Raw genomic sequence first — 20,543 nt, forward strand, 5'->3', positions numbered from 1 at the left:
CACAGTAATTTTTGTGCTAATGCCGAACCTTTCTAAAGCTATCTAAGTGTTATTAAATCAATAAAAATGATTATAGATCGTAATCTCAGACCCTATATTATCTTTACAGAAGACAGTATTCTTAACGCCCTGAAAAAAATTGAAGAAAATCAAGGGCGGATTATTTTCTGTGTTAGTGAAAACGGACAGCTAGAAGGATTGCTCACCAATGGCGACATCATCCGTTGGCTAACCCAACAAAAAGAAAATGCTGATCTCAGCCAAGCTGTTTCTGAAATTGCCAATCAGAGTTATCTTTACGCTTTTCAAAATGATCCGCCCCAAAAAATAGAATCCTATCTAGAGAAGGTGCTTTATGTTCCCATAATTGACCAGCACGGGCATCTAACAGCGGTCGCGCGTCGCCGTAAATCCAATGAAGGCATTAATATTAGCAATTTTTTAATTAGCGAAACATCTCCTACATTCGTCGTTGCAGAAATTGGGATTAATCATAACGGAAGCCTTGAACTTGCTAAACAACTGGTTGATGAAGCAGTCACAGCAGGTGCTAACTGTGCAAAATTCCAAATGCGCGACATGACCAGTCTCTATCAAAATGCAGGAGAGGCTAACGATGCTAAAGAAAATTTAGGAACACAATATACCCTCGATCTACTGTCTCGTTTCCAACTGACAACAGATGAGATGTTCCAAATTTTTGATTACTGTCAGGAACAAGGAATTTTGCCCTTGTGTACGCCTTGGGATAAAGGGAGTCTTGAAGCCCTTGAAACCTACGGAATGCCAGCTTATAAGGTAGCATCGGCTGATTTAACCAATCATGAGTTCTTAACGGCTTTAGCAAAAACCAATAAGCCTTTGATCTGTTCGACAGGGATGTCCACAGAACAAGAAATTCAAGAATCAGTACAGTTATTGCGACATTTGGGGGTACAGTACATTCTATTGCAGTGTAATTCGACATATCCTGCGCCATTTAAAGATATTAATCTCAAATACATGGATCGCCTAAAAACGATTGGTGAGTGTCCTGTGGGGTACTCTGGACATGAACGAGGGACTAATGTCGTGATCGCTGCTGTGGCAAGAGGGGCAAAAGTGATTGAGAAACACTTTACTTTAGATCGGGCAATGGAAGGCAATGATCATAAAGTGAGTTTACTTCCCCATGAGTTTCAAACGATGATAGAAGGAATTCGGCAAGTTGAGGAGTCTTTAGGGACAGACAGCGATCGCCGTGTCACCCAAGGGGAGATGATGAATCGGGTGAATCTCGCCAAAAGTCTTGTGGTTAATTGCGATTTGGCTATTGGAGATACTATCACTGCGGAGATGATTGAAGTGAAAAGCCCTGGTCGAGGGTTACAGCCTAACCGTCGAGAAGATTTAATTGGCAAAACTGCCAAACGCCCCTTGCAAGCGGGAGATTTCTTTTATCCTAGCGATTTAGAAGAAGAAAAAGTACAATCCCGAAACTATCACTTTCAAAGAGCTTGGGGGCTTCCTGTCCGCTATCACGATTTTGAAAAAATTCTCAGTAAAACGAATCCTGATTTTCTGGAATTTCACCTTAGCTATAAAGATATGGAGGAAAGCATTGAGGATTATTTGAAAGGAGAATACAATCTTGATTTAGTGGTTCATAGTCCAGAACTGTTTGCAGGGGATCATACTCTGGATCTCTGTTCTCAAGATGAAGAGTATCGTCAATACTCAATTCAAGAACTCCAGCGCGTCATTAACATTACTCGCACCTTAAAGCCCTATTTCAAGAAAGCGACTCGCCCTTGTATTGTTACCAATATCGGTGGATTTACTTTCGATTTTCATCTGCATCACTCGGAACGTCAGAAACTGTACGAACTTCTCTTAAAAAGCCTCTCTCAATTAGATACCGCAGGAGTCGAAATTATTCCGCAAACGATGCCACCTTTTCCGTGGCATTTTGGCGGGCAACGCTATCATAATTTGTTTGTAGATGCTCAAGAAATCGCAGAGTTTTGCGCTAATCATCAATATCGGATTTGTTTAGATATTTCTCACTCTAAACTTGCCTGTAATCATTACAAGTGGTCATTTCAAGAATTTGTGGAAACCGTAGGAGCATATACAGCACACCTCCATATTGCTGATTCAGAAGGGAAAGATGGGGAAGGATTACAAATTGGAGAAGGAGAGATTGATTTTCATCATTTAAGCCAAACTTTAGCCAAGGTTGCCCAGAATGCACTGTTTATTCCCGAAATTTGGCAAGGACACGAAAATGAAGGAGAGGGTTTTTGGATTGCCTTGGAACGTTTAGAAGGGTTATTTTAGTTGCGGTTTTTGTCAAATCTATCTCCAAGTGCGCGTAAAGGGTTATTTTTTTCTTTACTGGGAACGTTTTTGGTTTCGACCAATTTTGTGACGGCTAAATATGCGCTCAGTGGGTTTAATCCGCTTACGTTTAGTTTGGTTTGGTGTAGTGTAGCAACTTTCTATACTATGACCATTATTTATCTGACAAAACAACATCACACTTTAATTGTTCCTCAATCTTCTCTATTTCCCCTTCTTTTGATGGGATTATTAACAGGAGTGGGTATGTTAGTAGGGTGGCAAGGGTTAGCCATTCTTGATCCGACTTTTGTCGCTTTTCTCAAACGGTTTGAACCAGTCTTAGTTATTTTACTGAGTCTGTTTTACTTAAAAGAACGTCTTTTCGTTGGAGAAATAGTTTCCATTATCTTAATTGCCTTTGGTGGCGTTTGGAGTGCATTTGGACGTTGGGAAGTGATTGGCGAGGGAGTAATTCTAATTATGTTTGCTAGTCTGGCAACAGCTTTACAATTATTTATCGCCAAAACCAATATTCAGAATGTTTCTCCATTGATTCTGGTTTTTTATCGGATGAGTATTGCTACCTGCGCGATCGCGCTCTGGACAATTTTTTCAGGAGGGGTTAACTTTAATATAGAAAGTCGCTATTGGGGAGTAACGCTACTTGGAGCATTCCTTGGACCTTGTTTGAGTTTCCTTTGCACGTTTAATTCCTATCGCTATTGGGAATTGTCGCGATCAACGATTGTTTTGATGTTACAGCCCTTGTTTGCTCTCGTCTTAGCAGTTGTTTTTTTACAGCAATTTCCTACTTCACAAGAACTAATGGGAGGAATAATAATTTTAATTGGATCAGTTAGTTTTGTTTGGCAATATTTCTTGCAAAAAACGTCTTAAATCTAAGATTTCAGAATTTTTATTGATTTTTCTGAACTGTTTCTATTTTCATTAAATTATTAAAATGATAGAATTGCCTGATTTTAATCGTAGCTTTGAATATGAAAATAACTTTTACTTGTCTTGTGGCATTAACCGCATTAGCAAAATTTTAGCTCATTATGAGCTTTATAAAATGGTGCAAGAAGTTCCAGGTGCAATTGTTGAGTGCGGTGTATTTAAAGGAGTCTCTTTAGCTCGGTTTGCTACATTTCGAGACTTGTTCAGCAATCCTTACTCAAAAAAGATTATTGGCTTTGATACCTTTGGTGAGTTTCCTGAAACTGAATTTATAGAGGATCAATCATTCCGAGAGAAATTTATCAGAAATGCAGGAAGTGAAAGTATTTCTAAGGAGCAGTTGCATCATATACTAGAACATAAAGGAGTTGATAGGTTTGTCGAATTAGTCGAAGGGAATGTAATGGAAACTGTTCCCGATTATGTAAACAAAAATCCTGAATTAAGAATTTCCCTTTTGAATCTAGATACAGACGTTTATGAACCGGCAAAAGTAGTTTTGGAACATCTTTATCCTAAAATTGTTAAAGGAGGAGTTTTAATTCTGGATGACTATGGTACTTTCCCAGGAGAAAATCAAGCAGTAGAAGAGTATTTTGCAGAACAAGATATTGAAATTAAAAAATTTCCTTTTTGTATGACTCCCTGTTATATTGTAAAAAAATAAACTAACTCTTGAAGCCTCTATGTCATCATATAATCGTTCCATAAAAATGTTTGACGAACCTCACCCCCCTGTAGTTCTTGATAGAGTGGTAAATGAAAAATCAATCAATAAGGGAAAGTTTCTGACAAAAGCACACTCAGAATCATATTTATATCAAATGCAAACTATAAGCAAATTGCAGGATGTCAATAGTGTACTTGAAATAGGTCCTGGAGAAGGTTTTGTTGCCAAAAATCTCCGCAGTATAGGATATGAGTATCATACCCTTGATTTTGAGGATGCTAATGAACCAACAATAAAAGCAGATTTTTCATCCTTAGAGCCTAATCAAGTTACTCAGAGTTATGATTTAACTTGTGCTTGTCAAGTCCTAGAACATTTCCCATACGAATCGTTGCTAAAAAATATTACAACTCTTGCTCAGCTTTCTAAAAAATATGTTTTAATAAGCCTTCCTTGTTCCTGTAAAGGATTTAGCATTAAGTTGAATATTTCTCATGGGCAACATAAGAGAAAAACAAAACAAATTGACTTTTATTTACCAACTAATCTTCCTAATCGAAAATACAGGAAAGAGTATATGGAGGAATTTCCTTGGGCAGTTCATTACTGGGAAATTGGAAGAAAAGGCTTCCCTTTAAAAAGAATATTACAAGATATAGAATCATGTAAACTGAAAATTTTAGATAAATTTCATTCTCCCAATCCATTTCACTATTTTATTCTCTCTCAAAAAGAATGAACAAGAGACATTATGACTGATTCCAATAATGTAAATGCCTTAGCGATTATCCCTGCTCGCGGTGGATCAAAGCGATTACCAGGCAAAAATATTAAGCCCATCCAAGGAAAACCGTTAATTTCGTATACCATTGAAGCAGCTATTAAAAGTAGTTGCTTTACTAAAATTATGGTGTCTTCAGATGATGAAGCAATTTTAGAGGTAGGTCGCCAGTACAAAGAAGTGGATTCAGAAGCAAGACCCGCCCGACTCGCTGGGGATCAGGTAAAAGTATTAGAGTTAGTCTGTGAGATTGCAGAACGTCCAGAACTGAAAGACAACTATGATGTAATTGCTCTACTTCTCCCCACTGCACCCTTTCGTCAAGCAAAACATATTCAAGAGGGGTTTGAACAGTTAACCTCTGATGTTGATTCAGTGGTCAGTTTGACGACATACGAATTTCCGCCTCAACTCAGTGTCACCTTAGAGGAAAATCAATTAATTACGCCTGTATTTAATCCCTGTCCTCTAATTACAGGAGATACTCGCTCTCAAGATCAAAAACTGATTTATCGTCCTAATGGTGGGTTTTATATCTCTTGGTGGCAGTCTTTTTTGGTGAACCAAAACTTTTGGAAAGGAAAAGTTAAGGGCTATCCGATGTCAAGATTAGCTTCCGTGGATATTGATGACCAAACCGACTTAGACTACGCTGAGTTTCTCTTGAAACAGGGAGCTTATCAATTAGATAATTAAGGAAAGAATTATGAAAGACCTGACGGCTTTACGGAAACGAATTCACGGTCCTGTTTTCTCCATCCTGACTCCCTTTCGAGAAGAAGATGAGGAAATTGATTTCCCTACCTTAGAAAAGTACCTCAATCAAATTTATAACGCAGGTGGGCGTATTTTTTATGTAATGGGCTATAACAGCCGTTACAGCCAACTCTCTTGGGACGAAATCAAAGAACTGAATGAATTTGTGACAAAAACGGTGAAAGGGATAGATAGCAATAACATCGCGATTGTTGCTGATCCCTTACACTGTTCCACCAAAGTCAGTGCTGAGTTTGCCAAACACGCTCAGGATATTGGGGCAGATTTAATTTCCATTATCTGTCGAGAAAGGTTCTATTTTGAAGACCAAATTTACAATCACTACAAAAAGATTGCTGATGCGGTAGAAATTGGGGTTCTAGTCCATGAAATGCCCTTTCTCAATGGCTATGGTGGACCTCCTGTAAAGTGGCCAGTTTCCTTGCTTGATCGCGTTGCCGATATTCCGAATGTTATTGCCGTGAAAGAAGATGCTAAGGATGATGACTATTCCCGTGCTGTTATTGAAAAAATACGCGATCGCGTGGCAATTGTTATTTCTGGGGGTGGACTTCGCCAGTGGTTGCGCTTTTCAGAAATGGGTTGTCAAGCCTGGTTAGATGGTATTGGCGTATTTGAGCCTCGTTTGGAAGTTTTATTTTATCACTATTATCAGGAAGGAAATGTCCAGAAATACCAAGAAATCATTGATAAAATTGAGGTGCCTTTCTTTGAAGAAGGTGTCAATCAGTTGGGCTGGCATTTGGTGATTAAAGCCGCTCTCCAAGCTAGAGGGATTATGTCGCGGCGCGATCGAATGCCGTTACAAGAGTTGCCAGAGGAGCAGTATCAAGAAGTCAAGGCTTTAATAGAACGTTTACCCATTGAGGAATTGAGTCAATATACATCAATTTAAAGAAGATAAAAGCGACTTTATTAATGGATTATCAACGGGCAATTGAAATTATTACAACACTGGAAAAAGAATTTGATGTCAATTCTCTAAAATGTGAAGGGATTAAAGTTTGGCCACTAATTCGACAAGCAATTTGGAAGCAAGTTTGCCAGCCTCATAATAACTTTATGAGCAGTAATCAAAGGCTAGCTAGAGTTAAAAATCATCTCAGACCTCTAAAACAAAGAGTTTTTAACTTCTCTCCACCCTTTTCAGAATATCAGCAAAATTCTCAACTTAGGAATGCTTCTCCTGTTGATGTCGTTTTCTTTTCAAGGGCGGAAGATCACACCGATTTAATTAACGGCAAATTGATCAATCGCCACCTTGATCCCATAATTCAATTAATAGAAACAATTCCCAACGTTGATTACTTGAAATTAGAGTTATTTACAAATAAACTAACTTCAGAAAAAAATCCCCGTTTTTGTCAAACTAAAGTTTTAAAGCAGTTTCTCAATTTTCTAAAACCTCTTCAGTCTAACTCTATTCAAAATTTTAAAGGATTCAAACAAATGGCTCTAAAAGCCAGTGGGATTGAATTGAAAGAGGAATATTTCCTCAATCAAATTTACTTAATCAGGCAATATGAATTGTTTTATTTTAATATTTTGTCAAAGATTAATCCCAGTCAACTTTTTTTAGTTTGTTATTATTACCTACAGGCAATGGCATTAATTAGTGCTTGTAAGAAATTAAATATAAAAACTATTGAGGTTCAACATGGAAAACAAGGTAAATATCATGGAATGTACACTCATTGGACGCAAATTCCTGAAGATGGCTATGAATTTCTTCCAGACTATTTTTGGTCGTGGGGTCAAGAGTCAAAGGAAAACATTGAAAAGTGGCATCCTAAATTCTGTAATCGTCATCAACCGATTGTTGGTGGTAATTGTTGGCTTGCAAACTGGATAAATGGAGAGGGATATAAACTAGGTTCAGACGTAGATAATTTCATTTCTTCTTTAAATAATAAATATAGGAAAGTAATTTTAGTTACTCTACAGAGATTTAAGAAGTTAACTGAAATAATTCCTGAATTTTTAGCCCAAGCGATGTTAGAGTCATCAGATAATTGGATATGGCTAGTGCGGCTACATCCACTTCAAAGAAATCGTTTGGAAGAAATTAAAAACTACTTAAACCAATTTGGTATTAATAATTTTGAAATCGAAAAATCTACTAGCGTCCCTCTTTATGCTTTACTTAAGCATTCTCATAATCACATAACTTGCTGGTCTTCGGTATGCTATGAAGCTTTACTATTTCAAGTTCCAACAATAATTATTCATTCGACCGGGTTACAAATTTACCAACAATATATCAATGAAGGTAAATTTAGCTATAGTGAGACAACAAGTGAAGTATTGATCAAACTTAATGAAAAACTTGATCCTAGTTCCTTGAAAGAAGAAACACCTTATATTGAAACTGATCTAGATTTAGCTAAAAATACTCTCAATAAATTAATCACTGATAATATCTAAATAGAATGGATTAGTAGGCACTTAATTTTTAATTATCAATCCAGTAAAAAATGCAAAAAAATATCAATATTACTAGATTTCTTAAAAGTAAGATAATGATGCTTAAAAATCGCCAAGAGCAAAAAGAAATTATTAAAGCTTATAATCTTTTACGTAAACCACCCTCCGTAATTTTTTATACTACTCATAAATGCGCTTCAGTTTTTGTAAATAAATTATTAAGTTGTATCACGAAAAATAGTGATTACCGGTTGAAAAATTATTCTTCAGCTATCTGGAGTTTAGGTAATCAGATTGATGTTGGTAGTCCTTACGAAGATTTTCTAGAGAAAGCCTATGATCGACTATATAAGACAAAAGGTGAAATTTATGCTCCTCAGAGAAGACCTTTAGATTTTCCTGGAAGAGAGAACTTTAAGCACATTTTCTTTTTGCGGGATCCGAGAGACGTATTAGTATCAGGTTATTATTCGTTTGGCTATAGCCACAAAACACCTAAAGCGGAAAAACAAAAGCAAAAATTCAATGAAACAAGGGTAAAAATTCGAGAGCAAGGAATAGATAATTATGCTTGCGAAGCAGCTATAAATTGGCTCTTACCTTTGTATGATAAGTATCGTGAATTATTAGAAACTTCAGACACTCACCTTTATTTAACCTATGATGAGTTTAAGGATGATACGACTCGCTTCATTCAAAAAATTGCTGATTTTTTAGAAGTTAATGTTCCCGAAAAAGAAATTCAGGAAATTGCTAATGAAGCATCTCCCGTCCAACAAAATAAAGATATTATGCAACATAAACGCTCAGGGTTGAGCCAGCAATATTTAACAGAGCTAGAGTCAGATACGATTCAAAAACTTAATGAAACATTTGCTGAAGTGTTATCTTACTGGAATTTTCCCATTTAAAATATGAGTAGTTTCTTAGATAAGTGCGACGCAGGAAGTTTTAGCTGTGAAGCTAGAATCCCTCCGTGTAATCTTTGATTTGATTCACCGAAGGATAAGGTAACATAGCGTTCCGAAAATAAATATGAGTTACAATCAATTCTAGCTACTCTAGAAAAGCCTAAAAGTTTTGGAAAGTAATTTAAAACTAAAAACCCCAGTGCTTTTACTTACCTTTAATCGACTAGATTCCACTAAGGAAGTCTTAAAAGCAATTAGTAAAGCTCAACCTAGTAGTATTTATATCGCTTCTGATGGTCCTCGTCCAGATCGTGTAGGAGAAGCGGAGAAAGTTCAAGAAGTTCGAGATTATGTAATCAGCAATATCAATTGGGATGGCGATGTAAAAACGTTATTTCGAGAGGAGAATTTAGGATGTAGAGTTGCTGTTAGCGGCGCAATTGATTGGTTTTTTGAACATGAATCAGAGGGCATTATTTTAGAAGATGATTGTGTTCCAGATGCCAGTTTCTTTCCTTATGTGGAAGAATTGCTAAATCGATACCGTGATGATGAACGGATTATGGTCATTGCGGGGAACCACTTTCCTGGTAAAGCTCACCAGCCCCCTTATAGCTACTTTTTTAGTCGCTACAATCACTGTTGGGGCTGGGCAACTTGGCGACGTGCTTGGCAACATTATGATCATGATATGAGCCAGTGGCCAAAGTTACGCAATACTAATTGGTTGTTAACTATTGGTGATGGAAATCGCAATTTCCAGCGTTACTGGACTCGTATTTTTGATCAAGCCTATGCTCAAAAAGTCGACTCTTGGGCTTATCGCTGGACATTTTCTTGCTGGGCTCAAAGCGGACTGACTATATTACCTGCTCTTAACCTAGTTAAAAATATTGGTTTTGATGAAAATGCAACCCATACAAAAAGTAAAAATGGTAGCCATAAATTATCAACTTTACCTCTTGAGTCCCTAACTTTTCCCTTGTCTCACCCATCAAACGTAATCAGAGATTATGAAGCAGATAGGTGGACAGAGAAAAATCACTTTAAACATAATTGGAATCGGTATATTAAATCCCAATTAAGACGAATAGTGCCTTCATTTAGTTAAAATTAATCTCTAATTAAACTTTTACTACTTAAATTATGAAGACAAATTAAAAAACTTATGAAAATTTTATGTCAAGAAATTGATGCCAATTTCTTAAGTCCAGAGGAAATTAGTTATTTTAATCAATTTGCTAACCAAGATTTGGATCTCCAAGAAATTTGGCAGCTAATGGATCAAGCCTGGGATGAAGTGGGTGCAGGATATACGCCAGCAGAGACTGAAGCTGTTGGCATTTTCTATGATCATCCGGTTTGGCTTCTTAATGGTATCTTCACTGAATGCGACCCGACTTCGGCTCAACACAGAGAGAATATTGCGAAATGGATTGCTACTCTTCAGCCTGATCTAGTTGCTGACTTTGGAGGAGGATATGGTTCATTAGGGAGAAAAATTGCTGATCTCTGCCCTAAAACAGAGGTTAAAATTGTTGAACCTCATCCTAGAGAACTTGCTAAACACCTTGCAAAACAATATAGCAATTTAGAATACACACCTAAACTTCCCCAGAATGCTGATATTGTAATTGCACAAGACGTTTTAGAACATATACCTGACCCATTAGATGTTTTTGGAGAGCTTTTAAAAGCTACCAAAGTAGGTGGAAGGGTGATTACAGCCAATTGTTTCCGCCCTGTCATTAAATGTCATCTACCAGAAACTTTTCACTTTCGGTATAGCTTTAAATGGATTGCTCCCAAATTAGGATGTAACTATAAAGGGACAGTTCCATCTGTTCGTCATGCTGAAGTTTTTAGGAAAACAGACCAAAAAGTCAGATGGTCTCAAGCAAGAAGGTTAGAAAAGTTATCTCGCTTCATGTTTCCGATTATTGAAACGACAAAGCCTGTTCTAAAGGCAGTGCGGAGTTTAAAACGTTAAGTCGGGCTAAATAGACACTAGCTAATGATAATTTTACATCTTTCCTCTAATGATATCTCTGGTGGTGCTGCCCGAGCAGCTTATCGCCTACATCAAGCCTACCTACAACATGAGATTTCCAGTCGAATGCAGGTAGGAAATAAAAAGAGCGACTTGCATACAATTGATGGTGCTGAAAATAGGTGGCAAAAAGCAATTAACCTTGCTAGACCACAATTGGCTAAACAATTAATGGGTCTCCAAAACTCTCCTAATCCTATTATTCATTCTCCTGCTTTTCTGCCATCTGGTTTAGTTCAGAAACTAAATTCTGCTGAGGCTGATGTACTCCATCTGCACTGGGTTGGTAGTGAATTTTTATCAGTCGAAGATATTGGGAAACTGAAAAAACCTTTAGTTTGGACGCTACATGATATGTGGCCCTTCTCTGGTGCAGAACACTATGGAGATGATAGCCCGAATGCTCGCTGGCGAGTTGGTTATGATGCCCACAATCGACCTAAAGATCATAGAGGAATTGATATTGACCGTTGGGTATGGAATCGTAAACGTCGCGCTTGGAAACAGCCAATTCAGATCGTTGCACCTAGTCAGTGGTTAGCGGATTGTGCCAAAAATAGTATTCTAATGCAAAATTGGCTGATTTCTATTATTCCCTCTGCTCTAGATATTAATACATTTCGTCCTTGGGATAAAGCGATGGCCCGTCAATTACTGGGATTACCGCAAGATAAGAAATTGGTCTTATTTGGCGCAATTGGTGGGGGAAAAGATTCTCGTAAAGGTTGGGATTTACTACAGCCCGCTTTGACTAAATTAGCTAAACAAATCCCTGATTTGGCAGGTGTAGTCTTTGGACAATCAGAGCCACTTGATCCACCGCAATTGGGACTTCCTCTTTATTGGATGGGTCATCTTTACGATGAAGTTACAATTGCTCTCCTCTATAGTGCTGCTGATGTGACGGTAGTGCCATCTAGACAGGATAATTTACCCCAATCTGGAACTGAAGCCCAAACTTGTGGATGTCCAGTGGTTGCCTTTAATATCTGTGGTTTACCATCAGTTGTTGTTCATGAGGAAACAGGGTATCTTGCTACTCCTTTTGACTCAGATGATCTTGCTCAAGGGATTGCTTGGGTTTTAGCTGATAGTGAACGATATAATAAATTGTCTGAAAATGCGCGCGATCGCGCCGTTAAATTATGGTCTCCTGAAGTAGTAGTTAAACAATATCTAGAAGTTTATGAAAGCGCGATCGAGTCTCACCGCCAGAATCGTCCTTGATGAGGTTGTTTGCCAAACTGTTCAGTCTTTGATGAAATAAGATAGAAACCAAGCGCGATCGCGCTTACCGAGGTACTCATATTAACTGGTGGAAGTTTCAATTTTCACAGGCTCAACCAAATCAAGAAAAAAGAACAGAGATTTCAAGAGAAGGAAATAGATTATGGTAACTGAACTCACTCATCAGAAATATAAGCAACTCTATGAAACTGATTATAATCTTTGGGTTTTAGAAACAGTTAAAAAACTACAAAACCGAGAATTAGATTCTCTTGATTGGAAAAACTTAATTGATGAGGTACTTGACTTGAGTCGGCGAGAAAAAAGAAGATTAGAAAGTTTATTAACCCGACTCTTAGAACATCTACTAAAACTGAAATATTGGGATTCAGAACGAGAACTCAATCAAAACCATTGGCAAAAAGAAATTCGTAATTTTCGCAAACAAATTAAGCGGGAATTAAAAGCAAGTCCAAGTCTAAAAAAATATCTTGTAGAACAATTTTCTGAACTGTATCAAGATGCAAGAGAATTAGTCTCAGATGCCTCAGGCTTACCCCTTGACCATTTCCCTGAATCCCCGATCGCGCCCCTAGAAAACGTGTTAAATGAAAACTGGTTACCTTAAACAAATTCTGATCAAGTAATTGCAAGATGATGCCAAAAAAGTGCAATGTTTCATACAAAAACCAAGGCGGCGATCACGCCGTTAAATTATAGTCTCCTGAGGTAGTAGTCAAATAATATCTAGAGGTTGATGAAAGCGCGATCGAGTCTTCCTGCCAGAATAGTCCTTGATATAGTAAAATTTGGTATGGGATTGAGTTCTTGAAGCGCGATCGCGTAATTTCCCTAAATGGGGTTGCCTAATCTAAAATTACATCTCTAGCTAGATGGGAGGCTCAAACTGTTCAGTCTTTGATAAGGGGAGATAGAAACCAAGCGCGATCGCAACTTTTCCAGTAGCCCTATAATAGAAAAAACTCCAAAACATATCTAAGAATACAGCATTAGTTAGAAACAATGCAAATAACAATCGAATTACCTCCTGATCTAGAACAAGACTTAAGACATCAGGCGGCACAATCCAACCTTCCCCTGCAGGCACTAATTCTGCAAGCCCTGCATCAACTGACTCAATCTAACTCTGATAGTAATACTTCCCAATGGTCAGATATTATTCTCGACTATGAAGGAATTCCTGATTTTCCCCCCTTTGAATCTTACCGTGAAGACCTGCTTCCCCCTAGCGAACCGAAGCTATTTTAATGCGATACTTACTAGATACTTGTGTGATCAGCGACTTTATTAAAGGAGAAACTGGAACTAAGACGAGATTGAAACAAACGCCACCGAGGGAAATCGCGATTTCTTCGATTACAATGATGGAGTTGCGTTACGGGTTAGAGTTAAATCCAAAACGTGCTGAAAAAGTTGAACCAATCATTGCTACTCTTCTATCTTCTGTGACGGTTCTTCCCTTTGGAATCTCAGAAGCCCAACAAACCGCTAAGATTCGGGCGAAGCTGAAATCTCAAGGGCAACCCATTGGGGCTTATGACCTGTTAATTGCTGCGACTGCACTCCAACATAATCTAATTATGATAACCTCGAACCAACGCGAATTTGAACGAGTTGACAATCTACAGATAAAAAATTGGCGAGAGTTATAGTTTTTTTGTTTCTCTGAGTCTTGGGGAATGGTCGCAATTCAAGAATGTCCCATTCCATAACTCTAAAGAGGAAGAAGCGCGCGATCGCGCCCTTAAATGATGGTCTCCTGAGGTAGTAGTCAAATAATATCTAGAAGTTGATGAAAGCGCGATCAAGTCTCACCGCCAGAACAGGTTTGATATAGTCAAATTTAGCAGGAGGTAGAATGAGTGAGTATAGCGCGATCGCGTAATTTCCCTAAATGGGGTTGCCTAATCTAAAATCACATTTTTAACGAGATGGTTAGCCAAACTGTTCAGTTTTTGATAAAAAGAGATAGAAACTAAGCGCGATCGCGCCCTTAAATTATGGTCTCCCGAAGTAGTAGTCAAACAATATGTAGAAGTTGATGGAAGCGCGATCGAGTCTTGGAAAACTCAAACCAGTTAGAAAAACTCAAATATTAAAAACTATTCAGCAATCTTAAACCCTTTTATGAAAGAAGAGCGTAAATTATTAATTATAGGTTGGTTTAAATTTCCATTTGGAAGTGCAGCAGCGTCAAGAGTGCGAACGATCGCAAAAGGATTAACAGAAAAAGAAGTAAGGGTACATATTATTACAACTGCTCGTATTCCATTCCGAAAAGAGGATCAGAACGAATTAAATCAGATGTATTGGGAAGGAATTAGCTATGAGTGTCAAAATCAATACGAACCAGAGAATAATCAAAAGTTATCAAAATTTCAACGTATATGGAATTATATTTTAGCCACTATAAGGGGTTGGAATAGAGTTTTAAGATTAGTTAAAAACAATGAATTTGATAGCATTTTAATTTATGGGAGAAGTGCTATATCTTACTTTCCAATAGTAATTATTGGACATTTATATCAGGCTTCACTTTTTTATGATGTGGTGGAATGGTTTCCACCAACAAGATTTAAACTTGGAAGATTAAACCCTTTTTTTTATGATGATTTGTTATCTCGTTACCTACCTTTATTAGGTTGTCAAGGCGTAATTGCCATCAGCACCTTTATTTTTAATAAATACAAAAAAAAAGGAATTCCTTGTTTTATTATACCCAGTATTTTTGATAGTTCAATTATTAGTAATGTAGAAGCTTCAGAAACAAAACTTCCCATGAATAAATTTACTGTTATTTATGCTGGTACCTGTAAAGCTGGGGATGGATTTGATAGACTTTTAAGTGCAGTAAGGATTGTTTATTTAAAGGGATGTCCAATACATTTGCGAATTTTAGGAACTGATGGTTTATCAGGAAATGCTGCTGATAAAAGGACAATTTGTGAAAAAGATGATATATTATCCTCCTGTGTAAGTTTTATGGGTAGAGTGTCAGATCAGGATTACTTTAAATTACTTGCCTCTGCTAACTGTCTCGTCTTACCACGTCCCAAATGTCAAATTACAGAAGCTTCTTTTCCTACTCGTCTCCCTGAGTTTTTATATACCGATCGTCCTGTTTTGACAACAGATGTTCCTGATATTCCGCTGTATCTAGAACCTGGCATTCATGCTGAAATTGTATCGGGAGATACATCAGAAGCATTAGCACATGGCTTATTAAGACTATGGCAAGATTCTGAACGCGCTTTAAAGATTGGTTTGGCGGGTAAGCAAAGATGTTATGAAGTTTTTTGTTATCGTCAACATAAGGAAAGACTCTATCAATTTCTCATTAAAAAACAATGTGATAGTGCTGAATCAATTAGTTAGCATAATTTTTGATAACAGAATCCCAGGAAAGTATTTAATTTATTTTTTTTGAATAACAATTCAGTAACATAGCAGCTTTAAAAAAATGGCATTTTCAATAAAACATGAAGTTATAGCAATCTACTTGATCTTTTTTTATGCAATCGCGTTTCCGATTTTTTATGATAGGTTAGGTTCAGCAGGAGCTATTCTTATTAATGGTGGACTAATTGTATTTTGTAGCTTATACTTATTTAATTTTAGTAGATTTAAAATTCCAATCCATTCTGATCAAGAAAAAAAAATTATATTAATTATAATATCTGTTTTCGGCTTTTACTTCTTTAGTATTTCTGCATCTACTTTGTTGAGTGAAAGATTGATATTTCGTGATTTATATGAACTACATAGACCAGTTCTTTATACTCTTATATTTTGCTCATCTCTCTATTTTTTCAAAAAAATAGAACATTTAAAACATCTTAAAATATTAATAAGTCTATCTTTTATCATAGTCGTTTTTTTGGGAATTAATCACTATTTCAGAATTGAGGACTCATTATCAGCTCTTTATACCAAAAGACAAAATATAATTACTGAAAGAGTATCTACTCCATTCCCTAATCCATATGACTATAGTTTTTATATGCTGTGGCCATTCTGCTATTTTTTTATTCGTTCTTTAACTGGCAATGTACTGCATGTAAAAGTGATTAGTGCTGTTTTATGCTTGCTTAGTTCCACAGGAGTTTTTTTAACCCAGTCTAGGACAGGGTTGATCCTTTTGGTTTTAGAAGTTTTTCTTATTCTTCCTGTAACTTTACTGATTGAAAATACAAGAAATATCAACATAAATATAATTTCAAAAAAAATATTTCAGTATCCTTTGATTATATTATTAGTGATTTGCTTTACTATCATTGTGTATAATTTTTATGCCAGTGAATTGAGTTATCTAATAGTTGGAATTCAAAGGATTCTATTAGAAGGAGATTTAGGTACAGGTCAAACACGAGTTAACTTAATGGCATTAGCTTTGGAGAAAGCTAATAATAACTTTTTTGTGGTCTTACTGGGCCACGGTCCATCTAAAGCTATACTGGAAAATCCTGAAGCAGGATACGCTTACTTTATTTATAGATATGGATTCCTTACCTTAATTTTATTTTTCTTTTTGCCTTTATTTTTATCGTGTTTTTATTTGATTAAAATCATACGAAGAAAGAAGACTGATTCTACAATTTATATGGCAATACTTGCTTGGTATTTAAGTCTTCCTGTTGCGTATCTTTCTACAAATTTTACGGAACAAATAAGATTGTCTTTTTTATATTATTTTCTAATGGGTTTTATTGTTAAGAGTTATTTTCTTTTATCTAATAAAAAATAATATAAATAATTCTAGTTTTTGATTACAGTAATCCAATCTTTTATATGCAAATTTACTACTTAACAATGGCATTTCCAGTTCCTTCAGAAACATTCATATCAAATGATGTCAAGGCATTACAATCTATTGGAGTTAATATATCGGTTCATACCTTAAGACCTATGAGAAAAGACTTTAACAGACTCGTTAAAGAACGTGGATTATATTCTTTGGAAATTACTCACAACTCCATTGCTTCCTCTTTTAGAGGACTATCACGGGGTATTTTTAAACCTAAAATATTATTTAGTTTAATAGCATTCCTGTTTTCTAAAACATGGTTTAGTCCTATACAACTTTTCAAAAGTTTACTTCTATTACCGCGAGTGTTAGATATTTTCTTTAATATTTGTAAAAAGAAACCAGATATAGTTCACTTATCTTGGGGTCATTATCCTTGTTTAGTTGGTTACTTGGTTCAGCAATGGCTGCCTGAAGCTTGTCTATCTATTTTCCTCGGTGCTTATGATTTAGTTAATTGGCACAAATGTACTCCAGAGGTGATAAAAAAAGCTGATCTAGTTTTTACACATGCGAAAGTTAATAAAAGTAAAATTTTTGAGCTTGGTGCTAAAAATATTGAGGTTGTATATAGAGGTATAAACTTAAATTACTTTCAAAAGTATAAGATTGATATTGATAAAAAAATACCAAAACGTTTTATAACTGCTGGACGATTAATCCCTCAAAAAGGATTTGATGATGTAATTCTAGCTTTTGAAAAGATTGCAGAGAGATTTTCTGATGCTTCTCTGGTGATTTTAGGAGATGGTCCAGAGCTTAAAAAATTAAAAAAATTATGTAATGACAAGCGCCTTAGTCCGTTTGTTATGTTTTATGGTCATGTAGAACATGAGAAAGTTTTAGAAGAAATGGCTAAGGCTGAAATTTTTATTTTAATGTCTAAGTATGATGGCGAACGCTTACCTAATGTTATAAAAGAAGCTATAGCAAGTAAATGCTTATGTGTTACAACTCAAACTCTTGGCATTGAAGAATTAGTAGAACATGAACAACATGGATATATAGTCCCTCAGGGTGACTATACTTCTGCTGCTAATTATCTCAACCAAATACTTAATAATCCCCAGAAAATAAATGGTATGAGAAAGCTTGCTTATCACCATTTACTTTGTAAGTTTGATCTAAATGTTAATATGATGAGGTATAGAGATCTTTGGCAAAAGTGTATTGAAAATAAAGTTAGTGCAGATCAGAGCATCCAAAATTAAGTAACTACAAAAAAAAGTAACCATTAGCCCAAAAGTTTATAAATTTTGTAATATTAACCTGCACGATTTACTGCATATAAAAGTAAATGAGTTATCTTGAAAAAAATACTCGCTCCAATCTAATTTTAGAACGCAAAAAAGGTTGAATCAAGATGATCGATTATAATAATCCAACAGTAACAATCGCAATCCCTGCATATAATGAAGAGAATTATATTGAATCGGTTATATCAACAGAGTGAGTAAATTTTAATCGCTGATGGTGGTAGTACAGATGGTACACAAAAAATTATTAATCAAAAAGTTACTTATCCTCTAAAATAAATTTAGCTGAACCAATTTTTTAAGTTTTTAAGTTATTAAAAATTAGCATTAATATGGATTGGAAAATTAAAGCAAAAATACAAAACATAGTTAGCCTTCTTCCTTCTTCTACTTCCCATTCAATTTACTACTGGATTCAAACGAAATTCGGCTCATTAAAAAAAATTGATCCCGTTAGCAGACTAAAAGCCGGTATTGAATTTTCTAAAAAAATAGAAGATTCAGGGAAATCAATTATTGATTCTACTCTCCTCGAAATAGGAACAGGGCGAAGACTTAATATACCTATAGCTTTTTGGCTATTAGGCGCTAACAAGGTAATCACTACAGATATCAATACTTACTTAAAAGAAGAATTAGTTAAACAAGATATCAATTATATTAAAGATAACCCACAAAAAATAGAGAAGCTATTTGAAAATCATATTTTTAATGATAGATTGCAATTGATACTTGAATTAACAAAAAATCAATTTAATCTAAAAGATGTTTTAGATTTATGTTGCATTGAATATCTGTCTCCAGTAGATGCAACGCAACTTCCGCTACCATCTGAGTCTATAGACTTTCATACTTCTTATACTGTTTTTGAGCATATTCCCTTGCTAATTCTTAAAAAAATTCTGCACGAAGGTAATAGGGTAGTAACAGATCAAGGATTGTTTGTTCATCTAATTGATTATAGTGATCATTTTTCTCATTCTGATAAATCTATTTCTGCTATTAATTTTCTTCAATTTTCCGAAGCGGAATGGAATAAAATAGCTGGTAATTCATACATGTATATGAATCGCCTACGTCACGATGATTACATAAAAATGTTTCAAGAAGTTAATCATAATATACTTTCGGAGAAACCCAAGAGGGATAAACATTTGTTAGATATACTTCATGAAGGTTTCCCACTCAATGAAGAATTTTCAAATAAATCAGAAGAAGTTATTGCTACAACCAACTCATGGTTTGTAACGAAAAAGAATAAGTAAACTTTAAAATTAAATGACTAATCCTACTAATAATCCAACAGTAACAATCGCGATTCCTGCTTATAACGAAGCTAATGATATCGAAGCCGTTATATTAAGTTTTTTACATCAGCAGTATCCTGATTTAGAGGAAATCTTAATAGCTGATGGTGGTAGCACAGATGGAAGTCAAAATATAGTTAAACAAATAGCCGAAAATAACCCTCAAGTTAAACTTATCTATAACCCTAATAAAACCCAGTCCTATGCACTTAATTTAATGCTTGAAAAAGCAAAAGGAGACATCTTTTTAAGAGCTGATGCTCATTCTGAATACGCTAACGACTATATTGAAAAATGTGTTAAAAATCTAATTAATACCCAAGCCCTCAATGTTGGTGGTTCTCAACGATTTATTGCCAAAAATAATTTTCAATCTGGAGTCGCTCTAGCATCTAAAAGTTATCTGGGCAATGGAAACGCTAGATATCGAGATTCTCAATATACTGGCTATGCAGATACAGTTTACCTTGGATGTTTTTGGCGAGAGACTTTAGTAAAAATGAGAGGATATGATGTTGAAGCAACACCTAATGAAGACGCTGAATTGAACTTAAGGTTATTAAAAAAACAAGAGCAAGCAGTTTATATTAATTCAGATATTCGAGCATGGTACACTCCCCGAAGTACCCCAAAAGCTTTATGGATACAATACTTCAAATATGGTCGCGCTAGGTTTTTAACTTCAAGCAAGCATCCCAATAAAGCTCCTATAAGAACTAAAATTCCTTTTTTATTTTCTATCCTATTGCTAAGTATATTTTTGATAATATCTATTTCTTCCAATATTTTGTATGGATTGATACTTATCTTGCTAATTGCTATTATTTTCTTAATTGAAAGTATGAGAGTCACCCTAAAGTATAAAGAAAAATTTAATCAAGAAATTTGGCGAGGTAAACAGACTGAAAAACCTAATTTATTTAATAGAATTTGGAATTGCTGGCTGGCTTTAATTATTATGCCGATCGCCTATGTAAGCGGCAACTGCTATCAATTCTTCAGAAATAAAGTATTGAAAAAACAAGGTTGGTAATGT

The 20,543-nt window shown here is 35.6% G+C and carries 19 protein-coding genes; all 19 read left to right on the plus strand.

What is annotated here, in order from left to right; translation table 11 throughout:
- Positions 1–66: 66 nt before the first annotated feature.
- Positions 67–2,319, plus strand: coding sequence for an N-acetylneuraminate synthase family protein (locus DACSA_RS01460; protein WP_015228076.1), 2,253 nt, complete (start codon positions 67–69; stop codon positions 2,317–2,319).
- 9 nt (positions 2,320–2,328) lie between these two features.
- Entirely contained in the window at positions 2,329–3,219 is an 891-nt protein-coding gene (locus DACSA_RS01465; protein ID WP_198007608.1) for a DMT family transporter, read from the plus strand.
- Positions 3,220–3,283: 64 nt separating this feature from the next.
- Positions 3,284–3,946, plus strand: a complete 663-nt coding sequence (locus DACSA_RS01470) for a TylF/MycF/NovP-related O-methyltransferase (protein WP_015228078.1) — start codon at positions 3,284–3,286, stop codon at positions 3,944–3,946.
- 46 nt (positions 3,947–3,992) lie between these two features.
- The gene (locus DACSA_RS01475) at positions 3,993–4,688 is read left to right on the plus strand and encodes a methyltransferase domain-containing protein (RefSeq protein WP_198007609.1); all 696 of its coding nucleotides are present in this window, start codon (positions 3,993–3,995) and stop codon (positions 4,686–4,688) included.
- Positions 4,689–4,700: 12 nt separating this feature from the next.
- A complete protein-coding gene (locus tag DACSA_RS01480) occupies positions 4,701–5,426 on the plus strand; it encodes an acylneuraminate cytidylyltransferase family protein (RefSeq protein ID WP_015228080.1) in 726 nt (241 codons plus the stop codon).
- Positions 5,427–5,436: 10 nt separating this feature from the next.
- Complete coding sequence (locus DACSA_RS01485) at positions 5,437–6,402, plus strand: dihydrodipicolinate synthase family protein (RefSeq protein ID WP_015228081.1); 966 nt, start codon at positions 5,437–5,439, stop codon at positions 6,400–6,402.
- Positions 6,403–6,425: 23 nt separating this feature from the next.
- The gene (locus DACSA_RS01490) at positions 6,426–7,931 is read left to right on the plus strand and encodes a UDP-N-acetyl glucosamine 2-epimerase (protein WP_015228082.1); all 1,506 of its coding nucleotides are present in this window, start codon (positions 6,426–6,428) and stop codon (positions 7,929–7,931) included.
- A gap of 50 nt (positions 7,932–7,981) precedes the next feature.
- Positions 7,982–8,842 (plus strand): sulfotransferase domain-containing protein, encoded by an 861-nt coding sequence (locus tag DACSA_RS01495; protein ID WP_198007610.1) that lies wholly within the window; start codon positions 7,982–7,984, stop codon positions 8,840–8,842.
- Positions 8,843–9,011: 169 nt separating this feature from the next.
- Positions 9,012–9,953 carry a glycosyltransferase family protein gene (locus DACSA_RS01500; protein ID WP_015228084.1) on the plus strand — a complete coding sequence of 314 codons (942 nt, stop codon included), beginning with the start codon at positions 9,012–9,014 and terminating at the stop codon, positions 9,951–9,953.
- 57 nt (positions 9,954–10,010) lie between these two features.
- On the plus strand, positions 10,011–10,832 hold the full coding sequence (locus DACSA_RS01505) for a class I SAM-dependent methyltransferase (protein ID WP_015228085.1): 822 nt from the start codon (positions 10,011–10,013) through the stop codon (positions 10,830–10,832).
- A 24-nt stretch (positions 10,833–10,856) separates the two neighbouring features.
- The gene (locus tag DACSA_RS01510; RefSeq protein ID WP_015228086.1) at positions 10,857–12,119 is read left to right on the plus strand and encodes a glycosyltransferase family 4 protein; all 1,263 of its coding nucleotides are present in this window, start codon (positions 10,857–10,859) and stop codon (positions 12,117–12,119) included.
- 163 nt (positions 12,120–12,282) lie between these two features.
- Complete coding sequence (locus DACSA_RS01515) at positions 12,283–12,747, plus strand: DUF29 domain-containing protein (RefSeq protein WP_015228087.1); 465 nt, start codon at positions 12,283–12,285, stop codon at positions 12,745–12,747.
- A 395-nt stretch (positions 12,748–13,142) separates the two neighbouring features.
- Positions 13,143–13,388, plus strand: a complete 246-nt coding sequence (locus DACSA_RS01520) for a hypothetical protein (RefSeq protein ID WP_015228088.1) — start codon at positions 13,143–13,145, stop codon at positions 13,386–13,388.
- Entirely contained in the window at positions 13,388–13,792 is a 405-nt protein-coding gene (locus DACSA_RS01525) for a type II toxin-antitoxin system VapC family toxin (protein ID WP_015228089.1), read from the plus strand. The genes DACSA_RS01520 and DACSA_RS01525 overlap by 1 nt, the downstream gene beginning before the upstream one ends.
- 475 nt (positions 13,793–14,267) lie before the next feature.
- On the plus strand, positions 14,268–15,515 hold the full coding sequence (locus DACSA_RS01530; protein ID WP_015228090.1) for a glycosyltransferase: 1,248 nt from the start codon (positions 14,268–14,270) through the stop codon (positions 15,513–15,515).
- A gap of 85 nt (positions 15,516–15,600) precedes the next feature.
- On the plus strand, positions 15,601–16,884 hold the full coding sequence (locus tag DACSA_RS01535) for a hypothetical protein (protein WP_015228091.1): 1,284 nt from the start codon (positions 15,601–15,603) through the stop codon (positions 16,882–16,884).
- 65 nt (positions 16,885–16,949) lie between these two features.
- On the plus strand, positions 16,950–18,155 hold the full coding sequence (locus DACSA_RS01540; protein WP_232225145.1) for a glycosyltransferase family 4 protein: 1,206 nt from the start codon (positions 16,950–16,952) through the stop codon (positions 18,153–18,155).
- A 377-nt stretch (positions 18,156–18,532) separates the two neighbouring features.
- A complete protein-coding gene (locus tag DACSA_RS01545; RefSeq protein WP_015228093.1) occupies positions 18,533–19,465 on the plus strand; it encodes a methyltransferase domain-containing protein in 933 nt (310 codons plus the stop codon).
- Between the two features lie 13 nt (positions 19,466–19,478).
- The gene (locus DACSA_RS01550; protein WP_015228094.1) at positions 19,479–20,540 is read left to right on the plus strand and encodes a glycosyltransferase family 2 protein; all 1,062 of its coding nucleotides are present in this window, start codon (positions 19,479–19,481) and stop codon (positions 20,538–20,540) included.
- The last annotated feature ends 3 nt before the right edge of the window (positions 20,541–20,543 follow it).

The sequence above is a fragment of the Dactylococcopsis salina PCC 8305 genome (assembly GCF_000317615.1).
In the GTDB taxonomy this organism is placed as follows: domain Bacteria; phylum Cyanobacteriota; class Cyanobacteriia; order Cyanobacteriales; family Rubidibacteraceae; genus Halothece; species Halothece salina.